The organism is Qipengyuania sp. ABI-127-1, assembly GCA_022953095.1.
Classification (GTDB): Bacteria; Pseudomonadota; Alphaproteobacteria; order Sphingomonadales; family Sphingomonadaceae; genus Qipengyuania.
The window spans coordinates 1498681-1524020 of sequence record JALJCR010000001.1 but is presented as its reverse complement, the minus strand read 5'-3'; the positions used below and the strand labels follow the sequence as shown (position 1 = coordinate 1524020).

24 protein-coding genes are annotated in these 25340 nt (G+C 63.6%); 6 read left to right on the top strand and 18 right to left on the bottom strand.

Annotated features, from left to right (window positions below; genetic code table 11):
• Positions 1 to 73: 73 nt before the first annotated feature.
• The 6 genes from dnaE to MUY37_RS07490 all read right to left on the bottom strand — a co-directional run bounded on the left by dnaE (position 74) and on the right by MUY37_RS07490 (position 7039).
• Positions 74 to 3550, bottom strand: a complete 3477-nt coding sequence (gene dnaE / locus MUY37_RS07515) for a DNA polymerase III subunit alpha (protein ID WP_499194731.1) — start codon at positions 3548 to 3550, stop codon at positions 74 to 76.
• Between the two features lie 176 nt (positions 3551 to 3726).
• Positions 3727 to 4206, bottom strand: a complete 480-nt coding sequence (locus MUY37_RS07510; RefSeq protein WP_499194730.1) for a glutathione peroxidase — start codon at positions 4204 to 4206, stop codon at positions 3727 to 3729.
• A gap of 4 nt (positions 4207 to 4210) precedes the next feature.
• Positions 4211 to 4720, bottom strand: a complete 510-nt coding sequence (locus MUY37_RS07505) for a hypothetical protein (protein WP_499194729.1) — start codon at positions 4718 to 4720, stop codon at positions 4211 to 4213.
• Positions 4721 to 4802: 82 nt separating this feature from the next.
• Entirely contained in the window at positions 4803 to 5081 is a 279-nt protein-coding gene (locus MUY37_RS07500) for a hypothetical protein (RefSeq protein WP_499194728.1), read from the bottom strand.
• Positions 5082 to 5130: 49 nt separating this feature from the next.
• On the bottom strand, positions 5131 to 5805 hold the full coding sequence (locus MUY37_RS07495) for an ABC transporter ATP-binding protein (protein WP_499194727.1): 675 nt from the start codon (positions 5803 to 5805) through the stop codon (positions 5131 to 5133).
• Positions 5798 to 7039 carry a lipoprotein-releasing ABC transporter permease subunit gene (locus MUY37_RS07490; RefSeq protein WP_499195127.1) on the bottom strand — a complete coding sequence of 414 codons (1242 nt, stop codon included), beginning with the start codon at positions 7037 to 7039 and terminating at the stop codon, positions 5798 to 5800. Before MUY37_RS07490 ends, MUY37_RS07495 begins: the two co-directional genes overlap by 8 nt.
• A gap of 171 nt (positions 7040 to 7210) precedes the next feature.
• Between MUY37_RS07490 and purF the strand changes: the two genes are divergently transcribed.
• The 3 genes from purF to MUY37_RS07475 all read left to right on the top strand — a co-directional run bounded on the left by purF (position 7211) and on the right by MUY37_RS07475 (position 9853).
• Positions 7211 to 8683 carry an amidophosphoribosyltransferase gene (purF, locus tag MUY37_RS07485; RefSeq protein ID WP_499194726.1) on the top strand — a complete coding sequence of 491 codons (1473 nt, stop codon included), beginning with the start codon at positions 7211 to 7213 and terminating at the stop codon, positions 8681 to 8683.
• Positions 8683 to 9393 carry an SDR family NAD(P)-dependent oxidoreductase gene (locus MUY37_RS07480; protein ID WP_499194725.1) on the top strand — a complete coding sequence of 237 codons (711 nt, stop codon included), beginning with the start codon at positions 8683 to 8685 and terminating at the stop codon, positions 9391 to 9393. The genes purF and MUY37_RS07480 overlap by 1 nt, the downstream gene beginning before the upstream one ends.
• A 112-nt stretch (positions 9394 to 9505) precedes the next feature.
• A complete protein-coding gene (locus tag MUY37_RS07475; RefSeq protein ID WP_499194724.1) occupies positions 9506 to 9853 on the top strand; it encodes a PilZ domain-containing protein in 348 nt (115 codons plus the stop codon).
• Positions 9854 to 9874: 21 nt separating this feature from the next.
• Here MUY37_RS07475 and MUY37_RS07470 read toward each other — a convergent pair whose 3' ends face one another.
• The 7 genes from MUY37_RS07470 to MUY37_RS07440 form a co-directional block, all read right to left on the bottom strand.
• Complete coding sequence (locus tag MUY37_RS07470) at positions 9875 to 11083, bottom strand: serine hydrolase domain-containing protein (protein WP_499194723.1); 1209 nt, start codon at positions 11081 to 11083, stop codon at positions 9875 to 9877.
• Positions 11080 to 12327, bottom strand: coding sequence for a class I SAM-dependent methyltransferase (locus tag MUY37_RS07465; RefSeq protein ID WP_499194722.1), 1248 nt, complete (start codon positions 12325 to 12327; stop codon positions 11080 to 11082). Before MUY37_RS07465 ends, MUY37_RS07470 begins: the two co-directional genes overlap by 4 nt.
• Before the next feature lie 41 nt (positions 12328 to 12368).
• Entirely contained in the window at positions 12369 to 13763 is a 1395-nt protein-coding gene (locus MUY37_RS07460; protein WP_499194721.1) for a cryptochrome/photolyase family protein, read from the bottom strand.
• A gap of 117 nt (positions 13764 to 13880) precedes the next feature.
• Entirely contained in the window at positions 13881 to 14825 is a 945-nt protein-coding gene (locus tag MUY37_RS07455; protein WP_499194720.1) for a metal-dependent hydrolase, read from the bottom strand.
• A gap of 30 nt (positions 14826 to 14855) precedes the next feature.
• Entirely contained in the window at positions 14856 to 15242 is a 387-nt protein-coding gene (locus MUY37_RS07450; protein WP_499194719.1) for a GxxExxY protein, read from the bottom strand.
• Between the two features lie 43 nt (positions 15243 to 15285).
• Positions 15286 to 16320, bottom strand: a complete 1035-nt coding sequence (locus tag MUY37_RS07445; protein WP_499194718.1) for a 2-oxoacid:ferredoxin oxidoreductase subunit beta — start codon at positions 16318 to 16320, stop codon at positions 15286 to 15288.
• A complete protein-coding gene (locus MUY37_RS07440) occupies positions 16317 to 18269 on the bottom strand; it encodes a 2-oxoacid:acceptor oxidoreductase subunit alpha (RefSeq protein WP_499194717.1) in 1953 nt (650 codons plus the stop codon). Before MUY37_RS07440 ends, MUY37_RS07445 begins: the two co-directional genes overlap by 4 nt.
• 175 nt (positions 18270 to 18444) lie before the next feature.
• Here MUY37_RS07440 and MUY37_RS07435 point away from each other — a divergent pair, with 175 nt between their 5' ends.
• The gene (locus tag MUY37_RS07435) at positions 18445 to 19395 is read left to right on the top strand and encodes an alpha/beta hydrolase (RefSeq protein WP_499194716.1); all 951 of its coding nucleotides are present in this window, start codon (positions 18445 to 18447) and stop codon (positions 19393 to 19395) included.
• A complete protein-coding gene (locus tag MUY37_RS07430) occupies positions 19392 to 19868 on the top strand; it encodes an RNA pyrophosphohydrolase (RefSeq protein ID WP_499194715.1) in 477 nt (158 codons plus the stop codon). The genes MUY37_RS07435 and MUY37_RS07430 overlap by 4 nt, the downstream gene beginning before the upstream one ends.
• A 31-nt stretch (positions 19869 to 19899) precedes the next feature.
• Here MUY37_RS07430 and MUY37_RS07425 read toward each other — a convergent pair whose 3' ends face one another.
• The 5 genes from MUY37_RS07425 to MUY37_RS07405 all read right to left on the bottom strand — a co-directional run bounded on the left by MUY37_RS07425 (position 19900) and on the right by MUY37_RS07405 (position 24373).
• Positions 19900 to 20406 (bottom strand): tetratricopeptide repeat protein, encoded by a 507-nt coding sequence (locus tag MUY37_RS07425; protein WP_499194714.1) that lies wholly within the window; start codon positions 20404 to 20406, stop codon positions 19900 to 19902.
• A gap of 68 nt (positions 20407 to 20474) precedes the next feature.
• Positions 20475 to 21647 (bottom strand): RsmB/NOP family class I SAM-dependent RNA methyltransferase, encoded by a 1173-nt coding sequence (locus MUY37_RS07420; protein WP_499194713.1) that lies wholly within the window; start codon positions 21645 to 21647, stop codon positions 20475 to 20477.
• 86 nt (positions 21648 to 21733) lie between these two features.
• Entirely contained in the window at positions 21734 to 23197 is a 1464-nt protein-coding gene (guaB, locus tag MUY37_RS07415) for an IMP dehydrogenase (protein ID WP_499194712.1), read from the bottom strand.
• 60 nt (positions 23198 to 23257) lie between these two features.
• The gene (locus MUY37_RS07410) at positions 23258 to 23614 is read right to left on the bottom strand and encodes a hypothetical protein (RefSeq protein WP_499194711.1); all 357 of its coding nucleotides are present in this window, start codon (positions 23612 to 23614) and stop codon (positions 23258 to 23260) included.
• 3 nt (positions 23615 to 23617) lie between these two features.
• Positions 23618 to 24373: a 3-hydroxybutyrate dehydrogenase gene (locus tag MUY37_RS07405; protein WP_499194710.1), complete on the bottom strand. Its 756-nt coding sequence runs from the start codon at positions 24371 to 24373 to the stop codon at positions 23618 to 23620.
• 90 nt (positions 24374 to 24463) lie between these two features.
• Between MUY37_RS07405 and ypfJ the strand changes: the two genes are divergently transcribed.
• Positions 24464 to 25318 (top strand): KPN_02809 family neutral zinc metallopeptidase, encoded by an 855-nt coding sequence (gene ypfJ / locus MUY37_RS07400; RefSeq protein ID WP_499195126.1) that lies wholly within the window; start codon positions 24464 to 24466, stop codon positions 25316 to 25318.
• Positions 25319 to 25340 lie beyond the last annotated feature (22 nt).

Genomic DNA, 25340 nt, shown 5'->3' with positions numbered 1-25340 from the left:
GCTTCAAACATCGCAGTCGCGAGCGACGGCGGGTGATGGATTGCGGCGCCTTCTGCTCGCAATGACTGTGTTTTCAGGCAACGAGGCGCAAGTTTGCCTTCCCCCGTCGCGCGGTCAACTGCACCTTGGCAAGACCGGGCACGCTTGCCAAGCGTTCGGCGACGTCTCCGTCGATAGAAAATGTTCGCCCCAGTCGCATTACGGGCGGGGTCGCGTCTCCGGTGAGCAATGTGGCGAGCACCTCGTCGCCGCCGCCGCCTTCCTCGCCCAATTCCAGCGCAAGCTGGGTGAGCGCATCGACGCTCTCTACCTCGAGCGTGAGCAGCATCGCCATGCTGCCCTTCACCGCCTCAAGCGGCACCGCGCCGCGCACGGTGATCCGCGGCGGTTCGTCTGGGCTCGGACTGTCGAGTTCGACATCGAGTTTCACGCAGGTCCCGTTCTCGGCCCATTCGAGGAATTTATCGACCAGCCCTTCCTCGAAGCAGGCAGCGCTGAACTGGCCCGAACTGTCGGAAAAATCGGCACGGATGAAAGGTTTGCCGCGCTTCGTAGTGCCCTTGTTCGCGCCTTCGACCTGCACCGCCATCACCGCGCCCATGCGCCCGCCTCCCGGCACACCGCCCGCGATCAGCGAAGCGTGCGAGCGAGCGCCCTGCGCACTGGCGATTTCGCGATAGGCGGCCGTCGCATGTTCCTTGAACGAAAAGCCCATATTCTCCTTCTCGCGGCTGCGCGCCTCGCTGAGCGACCAGTCTTCGGCATCCTTCAGCCGCAACGTGTCGTCGACCGCAGCATCCTCGCCGCCGAACAGGCCCGCCTGCCCGCTCGACCGTTCGCGCTCGGCCGCATCGGCGACCGCCAGCAGCATGTCGGTATTGGCCATCAGCTTGGCGCGATTGGGTTCGAATTCGTCCAAGGCGCCCGCGCTGATCAGCGCTTCGAGCTGGCGTGAATTCATCGAGCCCTTGGGGAGGCGCTCGAACAAATCCTTCAGGCTCTCGAACTTGCCCGCCGCCTCGCGCTCTTCCACGATCGCTTCCATCGCGCGCTCGCCGACATTGCGAATGCCTGCCAGCGCGTAGCGCACGGCATATCCGTCGTCGGTTTGCTCGACCGTATATTCTGCCTCCGAGTGGTTGAGCGAAGGCGGCAGCACTGTGATCCCGCCGCGCCGGGCATCGTCGACGAAAATCGCCAGCTTTTCCGACTGGTGCATGTCGAAGCACATCGATGCGGCGTAGAATTCTTCCGGGTAATGCGCCTTGAGCCACGCGGTCTGGTAGGCGAGCAGCGCATAGGCGGCAGCGTGCGACTTGTTGAAGCCGTAGCCGGCGAACTTGTCGATCAAGTCGAACAACGCGTTGGCCTCGGCCTTCTCGATCCCGGAGACTTCCTTGCAGCCCTCGACGAAGCGGATGCGCTGCGCGTCCATTTCCGCCTGGACCTTCTTGCCCATCGCACGGCGCAGCAGGTCCGCATCGCCGAGCGAATATCCGGCGAGGATCTGCGCCGCCTGCATGACCTGTTCCTGGTAGACGAAGATGCCGTAGGTCTCCGCGAGGATGCCTTCGAGCTTGGCATGCGGATACTCGATCGCCACCTCGCCAGCCTTGCGCTTGCCGAACAGCGGGATGTTGTCCATCGGGCCGGGACGATAGAGCGAGACGAGCGCGATGATGTCACCGAAATTGGTCGGCTTCACCGCGGTCAGCGTGCGCCGCATGCCTTCCGATTCAAGCTGGAACACGCCGACCGTGTTACCCGCCTTCATCAGCTCGTAGACCTTGGGATCGTCGAGTGGGAGCTGCGACAGGTCGATATCGATCTCACGCCGCTTGAGCAGGTCGACCGCCTTCTTGAGCACCGACAGCGTCTTCAACCCGAGAAAGTCGAATTTGACGAGGCCGGAGCTCTCGACATTCTTCATGTCGTATTGCGTGACCGGCATGTCCGAACGCGGATCGCGGTAAAGTGGGACCAGCTTGGCCAGCGGACGGTCGCCAATCACCACGCCGGCGGCGTGCGTCGAGCTGTTGCGCGGGAAGCCCTCGAGCTGCATCGCCAGATCGACGAGACGTTTCACCTCGTTGTCATTGTCGTATTCGCGCTTGAAATCGGCCGCGCCGTTCAGGGCGCGCGGCAGCGTCCACGGGTCGGTCGGGTGGTTGGGCACCATCTTGCACAGCCGATCGACATGGCCGTAGCTCATCTGCAGGATGCGGCCCGTATCGCGCAGCACGGCGCGCGCTTTCAGCTTGCCGAAGGTGATGATCTGCGCGACGTGGTCGTGCCCGTATTTCTGCTGGACGTAACGGATCACCTCGCCCCGCCGCGTTTCGCAGAAGTCGATATCGAAGTCGGGCATCGAGACGCGTTCCGGGTTGAGAAAGCGTTCGAACAGCAGGCCCAGCTGGATCGGGTCGAGATCGGTAATCGTCAGCGCCCAGGCGACGAGGCTGCCCGCACCCGACCCACGGCCCGGCCCCACCGGAATATCATGGTCCTTAGCCCATTTGATGAAGTCGGCAACGATCAGGAAGTAGCCGGGAAAACCCATCTGGTTGATGATGTCGACTTCGAATTTCAGCCGGTCGAAATAGACCTTGCGGTCGTCCTCGCTCATTTCGCCATAGGGTTCGAGCCTCGCTTCGAGGCCCTTGCGCGCGTCTTCTTCCAGCATGCGCGCCTCGCCCTCGAGGTCGCCGGCGAGGCTGGGCAGGATCGGCTTGCGATAGGGCGGCGCGTAGGCGCAGCGCTGCGCCACGACGAGCGTGTTCTGCACCGCTTCGGGCAGGTCGGCGAAGGCCTCGTCCATCATGTGATAGGTCTTCACAAAACTTTCGGGGTTGGACCGCGCGCGCTCCTCCGCATCGACATGGGTCGAACCGGCGATACAGAGCATGGCGTCATGCGCCTTGTGCATATGCGGCTCGGCAAAATTGGCGGGGTTGGTCGCGACGAGCGGCAAGTCGCGCGCATAGGCAAGCTCGACCAAGGCAGCCTCGGCGCGTTCCTCCACCTCGTTCCCGCGCCGGGCGAGTTCGATATAGAGCCGATCCGGGAAAAGGCCCTGCAAGCGGTCAAGCAGGGCCTCGGCATGGCTCTGCTGCCCCTCGGCGAGCAGGCGCGTCACTCCGCCCTCGCTCGCCCCGGTAAAGGCAATCAGCCCGTCCGTATGCCCCTCGAGATCCTCCATCCGTACATGCGGATCGAATTCCAGCGGGCGGTCGAGATGCGCCTTCGAGACGAGATGGCAGAGATTGTCGTATCCCGCTTCGTCCTGCGCATAGAGCGGCAGGTAGTCGACCTGCTTGCCCTCGGCATCGCGCGCGACGCCCAGCAGCGTGCCGATGATCGGTTGGATGCCTTCGGCCTTGCAGGCATTGGCGAACATCACGGCACCATAGAGCCCGTTGCGGTCGGCGATCGCCATGGCGGGAAAGCCGCGCTCTTTCGCCAGCTTGGCCATCGCCTTGGGATCGATCGCGCCCTCCAGCATCGTATATGCCGACAGGATACGAAACGGGACGAAGGGCTTGAAGGACATGGCTGCAATATGCGGATTGCGCCTCCGTCGGCCAAGGGCTGCATCCACAGGAATTTCAGCGCACACAGTCATTGCGAGCGTAGCGAAGCAATCCAGGTCTTCCCTATCTGGATTGCCGGGTGGCCGGAGGCCGACGTCGGCTCCGCCTGCGGTTTCTCCCAATGACTATCGAGACCTCAGAGAAGCTTTTCGATATCCTTGGCGATCGTCTTGGGCGCATCGGCCGGGCCGTAACGCTTCACGACATTGCCTTCGCGGTCGATCAGGAATTTGGTGAAGTTCCACTTGATCGCGCGCGACCCCATCAGTCCGGGCTTTTCGGCTTTCATCCAGTCGAACAGCGGGCTGGCGTCGTCGCCATTGACGTCGACCTTGGCCATCAGCGGGAAGGTGAGGCCGAAATTGACCTTGCAGAATTCGGCAATCTCGTCCGCGTCTCCCGGTTCCTGATTGCCGAACTGGTTGCAGGGAAAGGCGAGGACTTCGAAGCCCTTGTCCTTGTAATCCTGAAACAGCTCCTCCAACCCGTCATATTGCGGGGTGAAGCCGCACTTACTGGCGGTGTTCACCACCAACAGCACCTTGCCGAGTTTCTCTTTCAGGTCGAGCTGGTCGCCCGTGTTGGTGGCGACGGTAAAATCGGCGATACTGGTCACGGGGCTATTCCTTGCGGCGATAGATATAGTCAAAGGCATCCGACCACGTCCGCCCGTGATCCGCGCTTGCCTGCCCGTATTGTCGCACGCTGCCATCCTCTTCAAGCGTATAGGTCATCCGCACGAGCATAGGATTGCCCTGTGCATTCCTGCCCCAATAGCCGGTTAGTACCATGGCGCCGTCGACTGCGCCGCCGTCGAAGAAGACGCGCCCGGGCACGCCGCCTACCCATAATTGGTGCCATCCGCCGGTGGCCGGATCATAAGCGCTCAGGCTGGTTCCACCGCGCCCCTGCACAGGCATCCAGGTTTCGCGAATCGCGCAGCCGACGCTGACTTTCTCGATCAGGCTGTCCGCCACCCGCTCGTCACCGCCATTGGGAAAAACCTCCCATTCGCCAACCCAGAAATCGAAAGCCTCGTGGTTCACACCTTCGCATTGCGGTTGCGCTGGTGGCGTGACGGCAGGTGCGGCGGCCTGTGCGAAGGCAAGCGCGAGCGCGGCGGTCAGCATGGTCAATTCTCCCCTGATAGTGCCAAGTTATGCCGGGCTGTGCCGTCCGGCGAGCGGCTATCGACCGAGGACCAACCCGTTCCTACGAGCGCGGGAAATCGTCGCGCTTCGAAAGGCTCACGATCTCGTCGACATGGTATTCGCGGTCCCCCGCTTTCTCGATGTAGTAATCCCCACGTTCTTCGGCAGGCATCAGCATCACGTGGCGGATCAGGTCGGCGAAGGTGCCGCTCCGCAGGCCCTTGGCGCCATCCAGCACGCCGTCGCCATCGCCGGTGCGATGGAGGCTGGCGCGATCGTCCCACTCAATGCCTTCGCTATGGCTCGGGTCGCCTTTGAAAGTACTCGGATGGTCGGTCATGCAGTTTTCTCCTTTGGCAAACGAACGAGCGACGGCGCTTGCGGGTCCTCTATTCGAGCACGCCTTCGTGAAGGCGGACGATACGGTCCATTTTCTGCGCCAGCCGCTCGTTATGGGTTGCGATCAGCGCGGCACTGCCCTCGCCCCGGACGAGATCGAGGAATTGCGCGAGCACCTTGTCCGATGTCGCCTCGTCGAGATTGCCGGTGGGCTCGTCGGCCAGGACGAGATCGGGCTTGTTGGCGAGCCCGCGCGCCACGGCAACGCGCTGCTGTTCGCCGCCCGAAAGCTGGCTGGGCCGGTGGTCGAGCCGGTGTTCGAGCCCCAGCGCGACCAGCAATTGCTCGGCACGTGCCTCGGCCTCGGCTCGCGGTCTACCCGCGACCAGCTGCGGCAGCACGACATTCTCGCGTGCATCGAAATCGGGCAGCAAGTGGTGGAACTGGTAAACGAAGCCGAGATGTTCGCGGCGCAGCACGGTGCGGGCGCGCGAATCCGATTTTTCCGCGGAATGGCCCGCGATGACGATCTCGCCCCCGAACCCGCCTTCGAGCAGGCCGACCGCCTGCAACAAGGTCGATTTGCCCGATCCCGAAGGCCCCAGCAGCGCGACGATCTCGCCCGGCTGGATCGCAAGATCAACCCCGCGCAGCACGTCGATACGCACGCCTCCCTGTTCGAAGCTGCGGGTCAACCGCTTCAGTTCGACGACCGGCTTATTCATAGCGCAGCACCTGTACCGGGTCCGTGCTTGCCGCCTTCCAGGCGGGATAGAGCGTGGCGAGGAAACTGAGGGCCAGCGCCAGCAGCACGATCATCCCGACCTCGACCGGATCGGTCTTGGACGGCAGCATGGTCAGGAAACGGACCTGAGGGTCCCACAGTTCAACCCCCGTGAGAAAGCCGATGCCGGTCACGATCTGCTGCCGGAAGGTCAGGATAATGAAACCAAGCAGAAGACCTGCCACCGTTCCGATCGCCCCGACCGTAAAACCGGTGGTCACGAAGATCTTCATCAGGCTTTTTCTAGTCGCACCCATGGTGCGCATGATGGCAATGTCGCGCGTCTTGGCGCGAACCAGCATGACCAGGCTCGAAAGAATGTTGAATGCGGCCACCAGAACCATGAAACTCAAGGCGAAAGCCATCGCCACGCGTTCGACCTGAAGCGCCTCGAACAGGGTCGAATTGATCGTCTTCCAGTCTGACACGACCGCCCTGCCCTGAACCGCCCTCTGGACCGGCTCGAGGATTTCGCCGACGCGGTCGGCATCCTCTACCGTCACCTCGATCATGCCGACCGTATCGCCGATCAGCAGCAGGGTCTGCGCATCCTGCATCGGCATGACCACGAAGGCGCCGTCGTAGTCGTAAACCCCGACCTCGAAAATGGCGGCGACTTCGTAGCCCACCTGGCGCGGGACGGTGCCGAAGGGAGTGGAGCGGCCCTGAGGATTGATGATGGTGATCGTATCGCCCACCCGCGCGCCGATATTTTCCGCCAGACGCACCCCGATCGCCACCTTGCTCGCACCTGGCTGCAACGCATCGAAATTCCCGCTGATCGCCTTGGTCGACAATTCCCGCAAATCCTGCGGTGTATGGCCGCGCACGAGGATCGCCTCGACCCGCCCATTGAAACTCGTCAGCAGGGGCTGTTCGATCAAGGGCGACGCGCTGACCACACCCGGCGTTTCCTCGACCCTCGCGAGAACGTTCTCCCAATCGTCGAGCCGACCCCCGTAAGCCTGCACGATGGCATGGCCGTTCAACCCGACGATCTTGTCGAGCAATTCGGCGCGAAAGCCGTTCATCACGCTCATCACCACGACCAGCATGGCGACGGAGAGCATGACAACGCCGATCGAGATGCTGGCGACCAACGCAATGAAAGCCTCGCCCTTGCCCGGAAGCAAATAGCGCTTGGCGATGGTCCATTCGAAAGGAGAGAGGATCAAGACAGCCCTTGTATCTGGCGGTGCGTTGTAAGGGCGTTTAGGCAGCCGCGCCTTGCTGCGCAATGAAATCGTGTCTTTCCTTGGGCCATCCATCGCACCGGCCTTGTAATCGGGCCGTAACATCGCCATTGGGACCCCCATCCCGATCAGTCGCGGCAGACAGGCCTTTCGATGAACCTCACCCACCCGTTTCTCGACGAGGATGGCGACAAGCTGCGCGAGGAATGCGGCGTGTTCGGCGCAATCAATGCGACCGATGCGGCAGCCGCGACAGCTCTCGGCCTCCACGCTCTCCAGCATCGCGGCCAGGAAGCCGCCGGCATCACCAGTTTCGACGGCGCCGAATTCTTTACCCGCCGCGGGCTTGGCCATGTGGCGGAAAATTTTTCCAGTCAGGAAGCGATTGCCGAACTGCCCGGCATGATGGCGGCGGGCCATGTGCGCTATTCGACCACCGGAGGCGCAGGCCTGCGCAACGTCCAGCCGCTTTACGCCGACCTAGCCAGTGGCGGGTTCGCGGTGGCGCATAATGGCAATATCTCGAATGCGAGGGTGTTGCGCGACGATCTCGTCCGGCGCGGTTCGATCTTCCAGTCGACCAGCGATACCGAAGTTATCATCCATCTCGTCGCGACCAGCCGCTATCCCACAATCATGGACCGGTTGATCGATGCGCTGCGCCTGCTCGAAGGGGCCTATGCGCTGATCGTGATGACGCCCGAAGGCATGATCGCCTGCCGCGATCCGCTGGGCATCCGCCCGTTGCAGATGGGCCGGATCGGCGATGCTACCGTGTTCGCGTCCGAAACCGTCGCCTTCGACGTGGTCGGCGCGCAATTCGTCCGCCAGGTCGAGCCGGGCGAAGTGATCAAGGTCGATTTCGAGGGGAATATCGATTCGCTCCATCCCTTCGGCGATCACGCCCCGCGTCCCTGCATTTTCGAGCATGTCTATTTCAGCCGCCCGGATTCGGTGTTCGACGGGCGCAGCATCTACGAAGCACGCAAGGCGATCGGCGCCGAACTCGCGCGCGAGAAACCGGTCGAAGCCGATCTCGTGGTCCCCGTGCCCGATAGCGGCGTTCCGGCGGCCATCGGCTATGCGCAGGAATCGGGCATTCCGTTCGAGCTTGGCATTATCCGCTCGCACTATGTCGGGCGCACTTTCATTCAGCCCAGCGACGGCATTCGCCACGCGGGCGTCAAGCGCAAGCACAATGCCAACCGCGCCCTGGTAGAGGGCAAGCGCATCGTCCTGATCGACGACAGCATCGTGCGCGGCACAACCTCGTTACAGATCGTCGAAATGATGCGCGATGCGGGCGCGACCGAAGTTCACTTCCGCGTCGCCAGTCCGCCGACCGCGCATAGCTGCTTTTACGGCGTCGACACGCCCGAACGCTCCAAACTGCTCGCCGCGCGCATGGATGTCGAACCGATGCGCGAATTCATCAGGGCCGACAGCCTCGCCTTCGTTTCGATCGACGGTCTCTATCGCGCCGTGGGCGAGAAGCCCCGCAATTCGGCCTGCCCGCAATTCTGCGACGCGTGCTTCACCGGCGACTATCCGACCTCGCTGACCGACATGGCGCGGCGCGAAGACAAGCAGCACAAACTCGCATTTCCATCCGAACAGGTCGCCTGATGACGAAACCACTCGAAAATCGCCTCGCCCTTGTCACCGGGGCGAGCAAGGGGATCGGTGCGGCTACCGCGCGGGCACTGGCGGCCGCCGGTGCCCATGTCGTACTGACCGGGCGCGATGTCCGCGCGCTCGAATCGGTCGAGGATACAATTCACGAAGCTGGCGGAGCCTCGACGATTGCGCCGGTCGATCTCAACGAGAGCGATGGCATCGCCCGCCTCGCCTCGGCCATCGCCGGGCGCTGGGACAAGCTCGATTTCCTCGTCATTTCGGGTGCCTATCTGCCCGCGCTCACGCCGGTAACCCAAATCGACGGCAAGCAGCTCAGCCAGGCCCTGACGGTCAATTTCCTCGCTACGCAGGCCTTGCTGGCCAATTTCGACCCGCTGCTCAAACGTGCCGATGCGGGCCGCGTGATCGGCCTGACCAGCAGCGTGGGGGCGACGCCGCGCGCCTATTGGTCCGCCTATGGCGCCACCAAGGCCGCCTTCGACAACCTCCTGGCAAGCTATGCGCAGGAAGTCGAAAAGATCTCCAAGGTCCGCGTCGCGCTGATCGATCCGGGGGCCACCCGCACCGCCATGCGCGCCAAGGCCTATCCCGGCGAAGACCCGCAGACGGTGAAGGAACCGTCGGTTGTTGCCGATCGGTTGGTGGAACTGCTGGTTGACGGTTTCGAGGGCTTCCATCGCGAACGCGTCGAGGGGTAGGTTAACCAAGCGCGGTCAGGACTTCTCAACTCCGATTGGGTGAGACATGGCGAATCGCCCCGGCTGCCTCCGGGCGATGTGAGTCGCACCGAACCCGGAAAGGGCGCCCGCCATGGTCCACCAGTCGAAGGATCCCTATACGCTAGCCGCGCAGGAGGATCGCTGCGCCCCGCGCACCAGGCTGACCATTCCCGGACAATTGCGACCAAGCGGCGGGCGGGCGTTCCAGACCGTGGTTCACGACCTCTCGATCTCGGGCTTTTCAGCAGCCGCGCTCAACCGCATGCACGAAGGCCAGCTCTGCTGGCTTACCCTGGCAGGTCTCGAATCGCTTCAGGCCCAGGTGATCTGGTGGGAAAACTGCATCGTCGGCTGCGCTTTCAGCGAGCTGCTCAACCCGATCGTGCATGACAGCATCCTCGCCCGCTATAGCGGAGAGGATGCCTATCGCGCCTTCTGACGGGGGCGCAGCCCCGCCCGCTCAGTCGTCGAGTGCCTCGGCGATCTTGCCGACCAGGTCGCGGAAACCGGCGCGATGGTCGCTGCTCGTGGCTGTCGGCCAGTTGCTGACAATGGCGACGACCAGCTCTTCTTCCGGAACGATGGTGATCGCCTGCCCGAAAATGCCCTGCGCGCCATAGGTGTCGCCGGGATAGGTCCACCATTGATAGCCATAGCCGAAGCCAGGGGCCTGCGCGCCGAAATCGACCAGCGGCGATCCGGCGGTGGCGAACCAGCCTGCAGGCACCACGTCCTTGCCACCTTCCAGCGCGAACTGGCCCATGCGGGCATAGTCGGCGAGACGCAGCGACAGGCAGCAGCCGCCGATATTGCCGCCGGTGAGGTCCTGCATCCAGAACATCCCGCCTTCGAAGCCGGCGGGTTCGACGATCTTCTGCGCCGCATAGGCCGCCAACGACTGGCCGGTCGCCTGTTCGACGATCAGGCCGAGGAGATTTGTTTCGAGCGTCTTGTAGACCCATTTCTGGCCCGCAGGCGCCTCGCGCTTCAGCGTGCGCGCATAGGTCACCGCCTGCGATTCGCCGGCCACCGGCGCGATGGCGAGCATTTTGGCCACGTCACTATCGGGATCGGTATAGTCCTCGTTCCAGGCAACGCCCGAGGTCATGCTGGCGATCTGGCCGACGGTGACGCCGTCATAGGCCGTCCCGGCAAGCGCGGGGATGATCTCGGTCACGGGCGTATCGACGCTGGCAATCGCGCCGTCTGCAATCGCCGCGCCGAGCAGCGTCGAGGTAAAGCTCTTGGCAACCGAGAAGCTGGTCCAGCGATCGCCCGGGCCGAAGCCGAGGCCGTAATCCTCGAACACCACCTCGCCATTCTTGAGCGCCATCACGCCGGCGGCCTGCGTTTGCGCCATATAGGCGCGGATTTCGGCCTGCAGGGCTGCGGGGAGGCTTTCGCCCCCGCGCGGCAAATCGCGTGCCTTGGTCGCGGGTGCCACTTCGAGGCCTGGAAACAGCCCCTCCATGTCGCGGAACGCGGCCGAGCGGCGTTCATCGCTCCAGAACAGGATCGAATCGCCCGGCTCCATGCTCGCCATCTGCTCGGGCATCGATTGGGTGACCGCTGGCGGCGCGACCGCAACCTCGCCAACAGGTGCGCTATCGTAAGCGCTAACACATCCCGTCAGCACCAGTGCCGCAGTCGAAATCCAAAGGCCCCTCATTCACTCTCTCCCTGTTTCACCAGCGTGACCTGGTGCACGTTGATCCCGCCGCCGCGGAACCCGCCTTCGCAATACATCAGATAATAGCGCCACAGATCGCCGAAGCGCGCGTCGAAACCCTGCGGCAGGCGGCCTTCGCGTTCCGCCGCGTCGAAATTCGCGCGCCAGCATTTCAGCGTTTCGGCATAGTCGGGGCCGAAATCGTACTGGTCCTGCCAGGCGAGCCCACGTTCCCCGGCCAGGCGGCGGAATTCGCTAGTGCGGATCAGCAGCCCACCCGGAAAGATATAGGCCTGGATGAAATCGGCGCTTTTGGCATAGGCTTCGAACAGATCGTCGCGCATGGAAATATACTGAATCGCCGCGCGCCCACCGGGTTTGAGGTTGCGCGCGATACAGTCCATGAAAGTCGGCCAGTATTCGCGCCCCAACGCCTCGACCATCTCGACGCTGGCAATGGCATCGTATTGGCCCGCCGTGTCGCGATAATCCTGCTTACGGAAATCGACCCCCGGATGGCGTTCGCGCGCCCAGGCAAGCTGGGCGTCGGAGAGGCTGATTGCCGTGGCAGCTATCCCGCGCGAGGACAGCATGGCGGCCAATCCGCCCCAGCCGCAGCCGATTTCCAGAACATTGGCGGGCTTGCCGAGCCTCGCGGCCAGAGCATCCCATTTGCGCCGCTGCGCCGCTTCGAGGCCGTCATCGGCGACGTCGAGGGCCGACGAATAGGTCATCGTGGAATCGAGCCACGCCGCGTAGAAATCATTGCCGAGATCGTAATGCGCGGCGATGTTCTTTTGCGCGCCCGCATGGGTGTTGCGATTGAGCCAGTGCGCAAAACGTGCCGCCAGGCGGAAGGGGCCGCGCGCACGGCCGGTATTTCCCAACTCGCGGCCATTGGCCATGAACAGGGCAAAGAGCGGGACTGGGTCGGGGCTGGCCCATTCGCCCGCCTCCCAGGCCTGATACCAGCCGATCGATCCATTGGTGGCGAGGCGGAGCAGCGCGCTCCAGCTTCGCAATTCCACCGTGCATTCGAAGCCCGGCGAACGGCCGCCAAGCGTTCTTCGACCGCCATCGGGCAAAATGGCATGGATTGCGCCCGTAGCCAGCGCCGCGTCGATCCGGTCGAGGATCTTGTCGAAACCGGGTGCGATCAGCCGCGCGAACATGCCGGGCTTGCGCGCGAAGCTCTTCGCCCCGGCGAGAAGGTCCTGCCCGCGCTGCCCTGTCCGCATCTCCATCCCCCTGCCTATGGCCCGCCGGGATAGAGGCGACAAGTCCGCTAGGGTTTGCTGGCCCTGTAAGCCTCCAGCGCCCGTTCGCGCGCTTCCTTGTGGTCGATCATCTTGGCCGGATAGTCGCCACGCTTCTCGTCGGGCGGATCGTGGATCTCGCTGTCGTCCAGATCGGCGAGCTCGGACACATATTCGCGGATATATCCCGCCGCGTCGAACTTCGCGCTCTGCGTTAGCGGCGCCATGATCCGGCTGAACATATTGCTGTCGACGCCGGTACCGCTGATCCATTGCCAGTTGACGCCGTTATTACCGTAATCGGCATCGACGAGGCAGTCCCAGTACCATTGCTCGCCGCAGCGCCAGTCGATCAGCAAGTGCTTTACGAGGAAGCTCGCGCAGATCATCCGCACGCGGTTGTGTATCCAGCCGGTCTGCCATAGCTGGCGCATCCCGGCATCGACGATGGGGTAGCCGGTCATGCCCTTTTGCCAGCATTCTAGGTCTTCGCGGATGAGGTGTCCCGCATTGGGGTTCCGCCACAGTGTCCGCTCGTCGTAATCGCGATAGCTTTCCCGAGGATAGTCGGGGAACTGGTCGATCACGTTCTGCGCATAATCGCGCCAGATGACCTCCTTGGCGAAGGTCTTCCAGCCGTCGGAACGCTTGTCCTTGAGCTTGTGCCAGACCTGCGCGGGGCTGATTTCGCCCCAGTGCAGGTGCGGCGAGAGGCGCGAGGTGATGTCGTCCGAGGGAAGGTTCCGCCCCTCATCGTACTGGGCGACGCGATCGGTCCACCAGTCGAGCCGCTCGTGCGCGGCGGCCTCGCCGAAGTCCCAGAATGCGCGAATGCCCCCGGCCCAGTCGGGCTTGGTCGGCAGCAACTCCCAATCTTCCAGGTCGTCGCTTTCCGGCCAGCTTTCGGGCGAATGGATTGTCTCAGGCTCGGGCAGCGGGTCGCGCGGCGGCATGACCTCGAGCATCGCCTTCGAAAACGGGGTGTAGATCTTGTAGGGATCGCCCGATCCGGTGGTCACGCTGCCCGGAGGGAGCAGGTAGTTGCCATCGTAGAGGCACAGCTTGCGGTCCTCGCCCAACGCGTCGCGAAGCTCGTCCTCCGCCTCCTTCCACCACGGCTCGTAATGCCGCATCGCATGGATGCAGGTGGCACCCACCTCTTCGGCAATCGCGGCGAGAATTTGCGGGGCATCGCCCTTGCGAAGGACGATCTTGGAGCGGCGCGCACCAAGGCTCTTGCCAAGGCTTTCCAGTGAATAGTGCAGCCATACCAGCGATGCGCCGCCATAGGCATGGTCACCTGCCCGCTCCTGATCGAGCACGAATACCGGAACGACCGGACCGGCCTGGGCGGCCGCATGAAGGGCTGGCTGGTCTGCCATACGCAGATCGCGCCGCAGCCAGACGATTTGGGGTGAAGTCATACCCTCAAGTCTCGAATTCCGTCCCTATACAGTCATTGCGAGGCGACGAAGTCGCCGCGGCAATCCATGGTGCATGCGTATCGCTCTGGATTGCTTCGCTTCGCTCGCAATGACGGTTTAAGGCGTCGGAAGTTCCTCGCACGCCACCTCCGGCAGCGCGACGCTGAACCGGTCGCGCGCACGCGGATCGTAGAAACGGGCGTCGCGGAGGATCACCGATCCGTCAGGCGCGCGCTCGGCAAAAGGCGCGCGAGACCAGAAGAGGAAGGCTTCGGCCTGCGAGCCAACATTGTGCAACTCACTTGCGGAGGGCCAAGCACAGCGTTTTTCTGCCTCCAGAAATGGCACCCACACGTCTGCGGAGTCATGCAGGTAGTACCAGTCGTTCTTCGACCCTGTGATTTCTTCACGCCAAACCGAAGCCACAGGAAGTGGACTACTAATGGCAGTCGTTGCACCAGGTAGTGGGCTTGCGGAATGCCATCCGTGGCTAGCCGAAATCACCCCATTCAGCCCGATATACACCAGCGCCACCGCCATCGCCGCGCGCGCCGGTCGCTGCCACTCCCCGCCCCGCTTCTCGCGCCGCAGCGAGAACCAGGTTGCGAAGCCCAGCAGCGCCCACAGCCACACATCGATGATGAACAGCGTATCGCCATAGAACCACCGGCTGCTGAACGGCTCGAGCAAGCGGATGCCGTAGACGTTGAGCCAGTCGAGCGCCGGGTGTGTCAGGCAGCCGATGAAGCTTAGCAAATAGAGCCATTTGAAATTGACCGGCAGCCGGTCCTGGGGCCGTTTCCCGCGGCGCGCCTGCCAGCGATCGTAGCCATAGAGCAATCCGGCAAGGATCAGCGGCAAAAGCACCAGCGCGGGCGGCCCGTGGGTAATCCCGCGCCGGAAGCCGAGATGCTCCGTGCCATCAAGCCAAAAGAAGCACGCCGCATCCACATCGGGCAGATTCGCCCCGATGATCAGCGCGGGCATGGCGAGCCCAGTCTTCTTCTTCAGCCCCGCCTGCCCCAGCAATGCGCCCACAAGAGAATGGGTCAGGTTATCCATCAAATTCTCTCACGCAAAGGCGCTAAGGCGCTAAGAAGCATAGTGATTGTTCACGACGCGTTGAACGCCCTGCTTGAACGTCTCTTGGCCGAAGTTCATCAGCAGGCCCAAGGACCGGTTCGAAAGGCGCAGGTAGGTGAGCAATTGCTTGGGATATAGAGCGCTGTCGCGCTCGGTTGATTTCAGCTCAATCACCAGCCTGTCCTCGACAAGCAGATCGATCCTGAATGCGTTGTCGACGACAACGCCCTTGTATTTGATCGGAAGTGGAACTTGGCGCGCAACCGAAAGCCCACGCTCGCGCAAGCTTTCAGCCAGCAGGACTTCGTAAACCGATTCCAACAATCCCGGACCAAGATCCTTGTGCAACTTGAACCCGCAATCGACAGCGATACTTGCCAGTTCTTCGATCTTCACGCTGTCCCCTTCGCGCCTTTGCGCCTTCGCGTGAACCCCGATATCAGACCGGGTCCTGCGCCGTGCCGCTGACCGTCCAGGTCTGCCCCTTGCCGAGCAGCTTGGCGAGGTTGGCGTCTTTGCCCTCGCTCGCCTTGGCGCGCTCGGCGATTACCGCATCCTCGAAAGTCGGGCGCGGATCGTCGTAGAGCACGCCCAGCGCCATCGGGAACGGGCCGAAAGGCATTTCGACCAGCATATGGGCGATCGAGCGGTTGGTGACGTCGTGGACGATCACGCCCGCGCTTTCCCAATCGCCATCGACCACATCGACCACTTCGAGGCACAGCTTCTCGCGGTTGAGCGTGATGCCCTTCGTGTCCTTGGCGAACAGCATCGGCTTGCCGTTCTCCAGCCAGAGCTGCTGGTCCTCCGCACCCTTGGGCGCGGCGAAATCGTGGAACACGTCCTTGTTGTAGACGATGCAGTTCTGAAAGATTTCGATGAAGGCCGCGCCCTTATGGGCATGGGCGGCCTTGAGCACGTCGGGCAGATGCTTCGACACGTCGAAACCGCGGCCGACGAAACGCGCGCCCGCGCCCAGCGCAAAGGCGGCGGGGCGTGCGGGATGATCGTAGCTGCCGATCGGGGTCGAAGGCGACTTGGTCCCCTCGCGGCTGGTCGGCGACGCCTGACCCTTGGTAAGGCCGTAGATCTCGTTGTTGAACAGCATGATCTGCATGTTCACATTCCGTCGAAGAACATGCATCAAGTGGTTGCCGCCAATCGACAATCCATCCCCGTCGCCGGTCACCAGCCAGATATCGAGATCGGGATTGGCCAGCTTCGCGCCGGTCGCGAAGGCAGGCGCGCGGCCATGGATGGTGTGGAAGCCGTAGCTTTCGACGTAATAGGGAAAGCGGCTCGAACAGCCGATGCCGGAGATGAAGACGGTATTCTTCGGATCGGCGCCAAGCTGCGGCAGCGTGCGCTGCACCGCCTTGAGGATCGCATAGTCCCCGCAACCCGGGCACCAGCGGACCTCCTGGTCGGTTTCCCAGTCCTTGAGCGTGGTTTCGATCTTTACCGGAGCGTTCATTCTGCGCCTCCCTGCGGGCTCGGCAGCTGGTCATCATTGACCGCGACCTGCCCGCCCTCATTGCCTTCGATGCCATCGAAATACTTGCCGATCGCCGCTTCCAGTTCCGCGATCTGGAAGGGCTGGCCGCTGGTCTTGGTGAGCGGCTCGGCATCGACGAGGAACTGGTCGCGCAGCACGGTCTTGAACTGGCCGGTGTTCATTTCGGGCACCAGCACGTGATCGAAGCCCCTGAGCAGTTCACCGAGGTTGGCCGGTAGCGGCCAGATGTGGCGCACGTGGATGTGGCTCACGTCCAGCCCGGCGCGGCGGCAATTGTCGACCGCGCGGTGGATCGGGCCGAAAGTCGAGCCCCAGCCCACGACCGCAAGCTTGCCCGAGGTCTCTCCGAGGCAGACCTCCTGATCGGGCACCGCGATGCCCTCGACCTTGCCCTTGCGCAGGTCGGTCATGCGCTGGTGGTTGTCGGGCGAATAGTCGATATTGCCGGTCAGCTCGTGCTTCTCGATCCCGCCGATGCGGTGCATCAGGCCGGGCGTGCCGGGTTTCACCCAGGGACGCGCGCCCTTCTCGTCGCGCTTGTAGGGCAGGAAGGTCTCGCCACCTTCGTCATCAACGGCGTTGGGCTTGTCGAGGAACTTCGCCGGGAACGGGGTGAAGGTCGAAGGATCGGGTACCTTCCAAGGTTCGGCCGCGTTGGCGATATAGCCGTCGGTCAGCAGCATGACCGGGGTCATGTATTCGACCGCGATGCGGCATGCCTCAATCGCCACTTCGAAGGCATCGGACGGGCTGCTCGCCGCGATCACCGGCATGGGCGCATCGCCATTGCGACCATAAACCGCCTGGTAGAGATCGCTCTGTTCGGTCTTGGTGGGCAGGCCGGTCGACGGGCCGCCGCGCTGCGAATTGACGATCACCAGCGGCAGCTCGGTCATGATGCCGAGGCCGATGGCTTCGGTCTTTAGCGCAATGCCAGGGCCGGATGAGGACGTGACCCCCAACTGGCCCGCATAGCTTGCCCCGATGGCGGCGCAGACCGCGGCAATCTCGTCTTCCGCCTGGAAGGTGGTGACGCCGAATTCCTTCAATCGCGCGAGGTGGTGGAGGATCGCGGAGGCGGGCGTAATCGGATAGCCGCCGAAGAACATCGGCAATTCGGCCAGTTGCGCGCCCGCGACAAGGCCGAGGCTGACCGCCTCGGCTCCGGTGACGGTGCGATAAAGGCCCGGCGCGCTTGGCACCGGATCGACATGGAGCTGCTTGAGCGGCCCGGCCAGTTCGGCGGTTTCACCATAGGCATGGCCCGCATCGAGCGCAGCGATATTGGCGTCGGCGATATCGGGCTTGGACTTGAACTTGGCCTTGAGCCAGTCGTGGATCGGCTCACGCGGACGGTCGAACATCCACAGCGCCAGGCCCAGCGTCCACATGTTCTTCGAGCGCAGCGCATCCTTGTTGCCGAGACCGAAGGGCTTTACCGCCTCGATCGTCTTTTCGCTGATGTCGAACGCGAGCACGTCGAACTGGGCGAGGCTGTCATCCTCGAGCGGGTTGGCATCGTATTTTGCCTTGTCGAGGTTGCGCTTGGTGAAGGCCCCCGTGTCGGCGATGATCAGGCCGCCGGGCTTCAATGCGGCAAGGTTCACCTTGAGCGCCGCCGGGTTCATCGCCACTAATACGTCTGGCGCGTCGCCCGCAGTGTTGATCTCGCGACTGCCGAAATTGATCTGGAAAGCCGATACCCCGAACAATGTGCCCTGCGGCGCGCGAATTTCGGCAGGGAAATCGGGGAAGGTCGCCAGATCGTTGCCAGCCAGCGCGGTCGACAGGGTGAACTGCCCCCCGGTGAGCTGCATCCCGTCGCCGGAATCGCCGGCAAAGCGCACGACGACGCTTTCGGGAGTTGCGGGGAGGCCGTTTTCCGGCGCGGTGGCGGCTGTTGCCATCCGTGAATTCCTTGTCTGCGCCGTCTCTCTCGGCGCCGTTTCCAATGGGAAACGCCACCTAAGCCGCGCCCCATCCTCTCGCAATGAAGTTTCTCTGCTAGGCCAAAAAAGCCGCATGGAAAAGCACTGCAAACAGGTTAAGTAGCGAATAGCAACGAATTTGGAGAGAGACACGATGGCCGATACCGAACATTACGTCCGCGACGATGTGCGCGGATTCCTCGACATGCTCGAAGCCATGGGCGGCAAGGGAGTGGAAGAAGTCGGCGCAGAGGAAGGCCGTCAGCAGATGCGAATGGTCGGCGCGGTCGCCGAAGCCGAGCCGCGCGCCATGGCCGTGCAGAAGGATCTCACCTGTCCCGGTCCGGCAGGCCCGATCCCGATCCGCTTCTACGATGTGAAGGCCGAACGCGGCCCCAGCCCCTGCGTGCTGTTTCTCCATGGCGGCGGGTTCGTGATCGGCGATCTCGAAGTCTACAACGCGCTGTGCACCGAAATTTCGCACCATCTCGACCTGCCGGTGGTTTCGGTCGATTATCGCCTCGCGCCGGAACATCCCTTTCCCGCCGCGCCCGACGATTGCGAGGCCGCCGCGCGCTGGGTCGCCTCGTCGCCTGCGGAACTGGGGCGCGAGATCACCGGGCTCGTCATCACCGGCGACAGCGCGGGCGGCAATCTCACCATCGTCACCACCAACCAGCTCATGAACGATCCGGCGGAAGTGCCGGTGATCGTGCAGGCGCCGATCTATCCGGTCGCTTCCGACGTCACCCAGCATTCAAGCCTGGCGATGTTCGCCGAGGGATTTCTGCTGACCGGCGCCGCGATGGCATGGTTCACCGATCAGTATGGCGGCGATTCGAGCGACCCGCGCCATACGCCGATGGTCGGCGACTGCTCGAACACCCCCCCGACGGTCGTTTGTACCGCCGGGCTCGATCCGTTGCGCGATTCGGGCCGGGAATATGCCGCGCATCTGGTGCAACTCGGCACGGAAGTGGTCTATCTCGAGTTTCCCGGCATCATTCATGGCTTTACCACGCTGAGAAAAGCGATACCGAGCGGTCAGAACGATCTCGAGGCTTTCCTCGATGCAACGAAGCTGATGGTGGAGCGATACAGGTGAGCGAAACGCTCGGTTACCGTCCCTGCGTGGGCGTTATGCTGGTGAATGGCGATGGCAAGGTCTTCGTCGGCCGCCGGATCGACAACAGGGAAGGCGATTGGTGGCAGATGCCGCAGGGCGGCGTCGACGAGGGCGAAGACCTGCGCGATGCGGCCTTGCGCGAACTCGCCGAAGAAACCGGTGCCCGGCCCGAACATGTCACGATCCTCAAGGCAATGGACGAGCCGGTGCGCTACGACCTGCCCGAGGAGCTGATCGGCAAGCTGTGGGGCGGCAGGTATCGCGGGCAGGAACAGGTCTGGTATCTCGCGCGCTTTTCGGGCGCGGATGGGGACATCGACCTCGAGGCGCATGATCCGCCCGAATTCTGCGACTGGAAATGGGCCGAGCCCGACCAGCTTCCCGAACTGATCGTACCGTTCAAGAAACGCGTCTATCGCGCCGTGGTCGAGGCATTCCGCGAGTTGGTATGAACGCGCACCCCCGCCTTGGCGGGGGCACGGTTCAGTTCGATTGCGTCACCGCGGCATCGGGCATCACCGCTTCGGCGGTCTGAATGCGCGCGGGCGGACCGGCGGCGATGCGGGCCGACAGGGTTTGCGTTTCCGGGCAGGTCGCCCCGCACAGCGATTGGAGCTTGGCGAGATTGCCCTTCGCCTTTTCGACCGCGCCTTTTTCGACCAGGGCTTCACCCTCGCCCGCGATCGCGGCGAGATTACGCGGGTCGCGCGTCAGCGCTTCGCGGTAATAGCGGATCGCCTTGCCCTGAAGCTCGTCCGCCCGCGCGGCTTCGGCGAGGCGGAGAAAGATCGGCGCGTATCCCGGATCGACCGCCAAGGCGGCCTCGAAGGCGTCGATCGCGCCCTGCGTATCGCCCTGCTCTAGCGCAGCCCGGCCTTCGGCAATCAATACGCCCGCACGCGGGGCCGGTTCACGGTCGCCAGCCCAGCCCACGCTCGACGTCACGGCAAGGGCCAGCGAAAGGGCGGCGGCGGCGGGTACGAAACGCATGATCGTCTCCAGCAGATTAGTCCGTTCAGGGCTTGGCGTATCAGCCATAATCGGCACGGCTACCATGTTCACCCTGCACAGGCGATGAAAAATCCGTCCGTGCCGTCATGAAACGGTGTGAGGCGGGTTCCGACCCTGCGTTCACGCCCGAGCGGGAGAGCGATTTCCCGGGGTTTAAGGCCCGGGTTGCGCGTAAGGAAGGCCTCGAATTGCCCCGCCCCTTCTTCGTCCAGCAGCGAGCAGGTGACATAGACGATCCGTCCGCCGGGCTTCACCAGCTTGGCCGCGACGTCGAGCAAATGCGACTGGATGGCGGTGAGGCGCCGCAGTTCCTTTTCGTCCAGCCGCCAGCGGGCTTCGGGATTACGGCGCCACGTGCCCGTACCCGAACATGGCGCATCGATCAGAACCGCATCCGCCTTGCCGATATGCGCTTCGAGCGCTTCGAGTTCCTGTTGCGGGTTGAGGAGCACGGGCTCGATATTGTTCGCCCCCGCCCGTTCGGCGCGCGGGGCAAGGCGCGAAAGGCGGCTGCGGTCGGTGTCCGACGCGACCAGCGTGCCCAGATTGTCCATCGCCGCGGCCAGCGCGAGCGTCTTGCCGCCACCGCCTGCGCAGAGGTCGATCACCGTTTCGCCGGGGCGGGCACCGACCGCGAGGCAGGCCGCTTGCGAGCCGGTATCCTGCACCTCGACCTTACCCTCGCGATACTCAGGCCATTGCTCGATCGATGTGCCGGTCGCAATCCGCAGGCCATTGGGCACTGCGGTAGGCTCGGCGTCGACCGACAGGTCGAGAGTGGCACGGTCGGCCTTCAGCGTGTTGACGCGCAGGTCGAGCGGCGCGCGGTCGAGCAGCGCCGCGGCCTCCTCGCCGGAAATGTCGGACGCGGCGAGGCGGTTTTCGAGCCACTCTGGAGCGACACCGCCCCGTGCCGCCTGCTCGCTCTGGCCGATGGCAGCGGGGCCGTAGTTGGACCCATCGAATAGCGGCGCAATGCTCTCGTCCAGCTCGGCGAGACGCAGCATTGCCGCGCGCCCTGTGGTCGGCACCGGCCCGCAGGCGCGGATCGCGCTGTAAACCAGTTCGCGGATGGCGCGGCGGTCTTTCGATCCGGCGAAACGGTTGTTCCTGAACCATTCGGCAAGGATGCGGTCGGCAGGCGCGCCTTTCGAACGCGTTGCCTGGATGATGGCATCGAGCAGTTCAATCGAGGTCTGGACTCGGGCTGCGGGGGTCATGGTGGTCCGTTCGGTTCGAGCGAAGTCGAGAACCGCTGCGCATCCGTGTCTCGACTTCGCTCGACACGAACGGTGGGGAAGCGCGGCTAGCGCGTCGGATAGTTCGGCGCCTCGCGCGTGATCGCCACGTCATGGACATGGCTTTCGGCAAGACCCGCATTGGTGATGCGCACGAAATTTGCGCGCTTGCGCAGATCTTCGATCGAGGCGCTACCGGTATACCCCATCGCCGCCTTGATCCCGCCGACAAGCTGGTGAACCACGGCGGCTGCAGGGCCTTTATAGGGCACCTGGCCCTCGATCCCTTCGGGAACCAGCTTCTGCTGGCTGACGTCGGCCTGGAAATAGCGGTCGGCGCTGCCGCGTGCCATCGCGCCGACGCTGCCCATGCCGCGATAGGCCTTGTAGCTGCGGCCCTGATAGATGAAGGTTTCGCCCGGCGCTTCTTCCGTGCCCGCGAGCATCGATCCGACCATGATCGAGGATGCCCCGGCGGCCAGCGCCTTGGCCGCATCGCCGCTGGTGCGCAGGCCGCCATCGGCAATCGCCGGAACGCCCAGCTTCTCCGCTTCCTCTACGCAGTCCATGATCGCAGTGAGCTGCGGCACGCCGACACCGGCGACAACACGCGTGGTGCAGATCGAACCCGGCCCGATGCCTACCTTCACCGCATCGGCACCCGCGCCTGCCAGCACCTTGGCCGCCTCGCCCGTGGCGATATTGCCCGCGATGACCTGCACGCTGTTGGACAGCTTCTTCACTCGCTCGACCGAGCGCGCGACATCCTTGTTGTGGCCGTGCGCGGTATCGATGACCACCACGTCGACGCCCGCATCGATCAGCGCCTCGGTGCGTTCGAAACCCTTGTCGCCCACGGTGCTGGCAGCGGCCACGCGAAGGCGGCCCTGTTCGTCCTTGGTCGCCTCGGGATAGGCGACGGCCTTCTCGATATCCTTGACCGTGATGAGGCCGACGCAGCGCCCGCTTTCGTCGACCACCAGCAGCTTCTCGATGCGGCGCTGGTGCAGGAGCTTGCGCGCCTCTTCCTGGCTCGTGCCGAGCGGCACGGTGGCAAGGTTTTCGGTGGTCATCAGCTCGCTGACCGGCTGACGCGGGTTCTCGGCGAAACGGACATCGCGGTTGGTCAGGATGCCGACCAGCTTGCCGCCGCGATCGGTCACCGGGATACCGCTGATGCGGTTCTTCGCCATCATCTCCTGCGCTTCGCCCAGCATGGCGTCGGGGTGGATGGTGATCGGGTTCACGACCATGCCGCTTTCATAGCGCTTCACCGCACGCACGGCGGCGGCCTGATCCTCAACCTCGAAATTGCGGTGGAGCACGCCAATCCCGCCCAGCTGCGCCATGGCGATGGCCATATCGGCTTCGGTCACCGTGTCCATCGCGCTGGAAATCACCGGGATGTTGAGCGCGATCTCACGCGTCAGCTGGGTGGCAGTATTGGCCATCGCCGGCAGGATATCGCTCTCGGCCGGAACGAGGAGAACGTCGTCGAAAGTAAGACCGAGGGGAATGTCGAGATGTGCCACTGAGAGAATCGCCTGCCGGGGGGAGAAATGTGGCGGCCCATGTAACGACGGTTCGGGGGATTAGCTAGTGGCTCGCGGATCATCGGCAGCGGGCGCGCCGTGTCGCCGGTGCCAATACAGGCGGAGGACAGCAGCCGCTGCGCCAATCGGGAAGAGAAAGCGGATCAATTCGGGTCGCCAGCCGCCCTCTACCATAGAGAATGACACGGTCGGCCATGCGATGCCGAAGAACCAGTAGATCTGGTCCGGAGCCTCCCACACCAGTGCGCCCCCGCCCATGCCGACAAAACAGAATGGCACCCAGACCGGTTTAAAGCGCAGCCCCGGTTCGCACAGGACCGCGACACACGCAGCAAGGCTCATCAGCAGGCACAGCGTGGCAACGGCGAGAAAGGCAGGCTGGACTAGCGTCACCAACAGCTATTCCGCCGTCCACCCGCCGTCGACGCTCCAGTTCGCGCCGTTCACATTCTGCGCTTCGTCGCGGCACAGGAAGGCGGCGAGCGCGCCGACTTCTTCGGGCTGGACGAATTTCTTGGTCGCCTGCTTCACCAGCAGGACGTCGTTGATGACCTCTTCGCGGGTCAGGCCGCGGGCCTTCATCGTGTCGGGGATCTGGCCCTCGATCAGCGGGGTCCAGACATAGCCGGGGCTGATGCAGTTTGCGGTCACGCCGTGCTCGGCGAGTTCAAGCGCGATCGTCTTGGTAAAGCCCGCAATGCCGTGTTTGGATGCGTTGTAGGCGCTCTTGAACGGGCTCGCGACCTTGGAATGCGCGCTGGCGGTGTTGATGATCCGGCCCCAGCCCTTCTTCTTCATCGCCGACACCGCGAGGCGGGTGGTGTGGAAGGCGGCGGTGAGGTTCAGCGCGATGATGAGGTTCCACTTGTCGACGGGGAAATCCTCCACCGGGCTGACATGCTGGACCCCGGCATTGTTCACGAGGATGTCGATGGCTCCGGCCTCTTCCATCATCGTCTCGATCTGTGCCGCATCGGTCAGATCCGCGCCACTGTGGCTTGCGCCCAGCTCTTCGCACAATTTCGCGATTTCGCCCTCGTCGCCAAAGCCGTTGAGGACGACCTCGGCCCCCTCGCCCGCCAGTGCCCGCGCGATGGCGAGGCCGATGCCGCTGGTCGATCCGGTGACGAGTGCGCGTTTTCCTTCGAGAAACATTCGGGGCTCCAAGCGTTAGGTCTGTATTCGATAGCGGCCATCGCGCACATGACGTGCGCTGTAAAGCGGCCAGAACCATGGGGGATGCGTGTGCGACTCAATCCGTTCAATACCGGAAACATCAATGTGCGATCGAGCGGCGGCGGTATGCCCGGCGGCAAGGCGGGAGGCCTGGGCTGCGGCACAATCGTTATCGCCGCGATCGGCTATTTCGTCTTCGGGCTGGACCCAATGCAGACCGCCGGCATGGTAGAAGGTGTGCAGCAGGGCCAGGTGGCATCCGGCCCGGCCAATACCGACGAACAGGAAATCTGCACCAGCAGCGAATATGCGCGCGAGGCCTGCAACGGGTTGCAGTCGCTCAACCAGACCTGGGCGATGACCTTCCAGCAGCAGGGCCTGGGCGACCGGTTCCAGCAGCCCACGCTCGATCTGTACGGCGGCGGCGGGGTGCGTACCGGGTGCGGCACGGGCAATTCCCCGATGGGGCCGTTCTACTGCCCGGCCGACCAGACGATCTATATCGACACCAGTTTCTACGACACGCTGGAACGGCAGCTTGGCGCAGGGGGCGATTTCGCGCGCTATTATGTCCTCGCGCATGAATACGGCCACCACATCCAGACCATCACCGGGATTTCGGAACAAATCCGCAGCGCGCAGCAGCAGAACCCTGCCCGCCGCAACCAGTTGCAGGTGCTGATGGAATTGCAGGCCGATTGCTATGCCGGGGTCTGGGCGGGCAAGAACCGCAATCTCATCGAGCCGGGCGATATCGAGGAAGGGATGGAAGCTGCCGCCGCGATCGGCGACGACCGACTGACCGGTGGCCGCGTTTCGAGCGAGAACTTCACCCACGGGACAAGCAAGCAGCGCAGCGACGCGCTGAGGCTCGGGCTGCAAGGCGACGACCGGGCCTGCGACCGGATCACCGCAATCGGCTGAGGCTGACCACGAAAACAAGAAA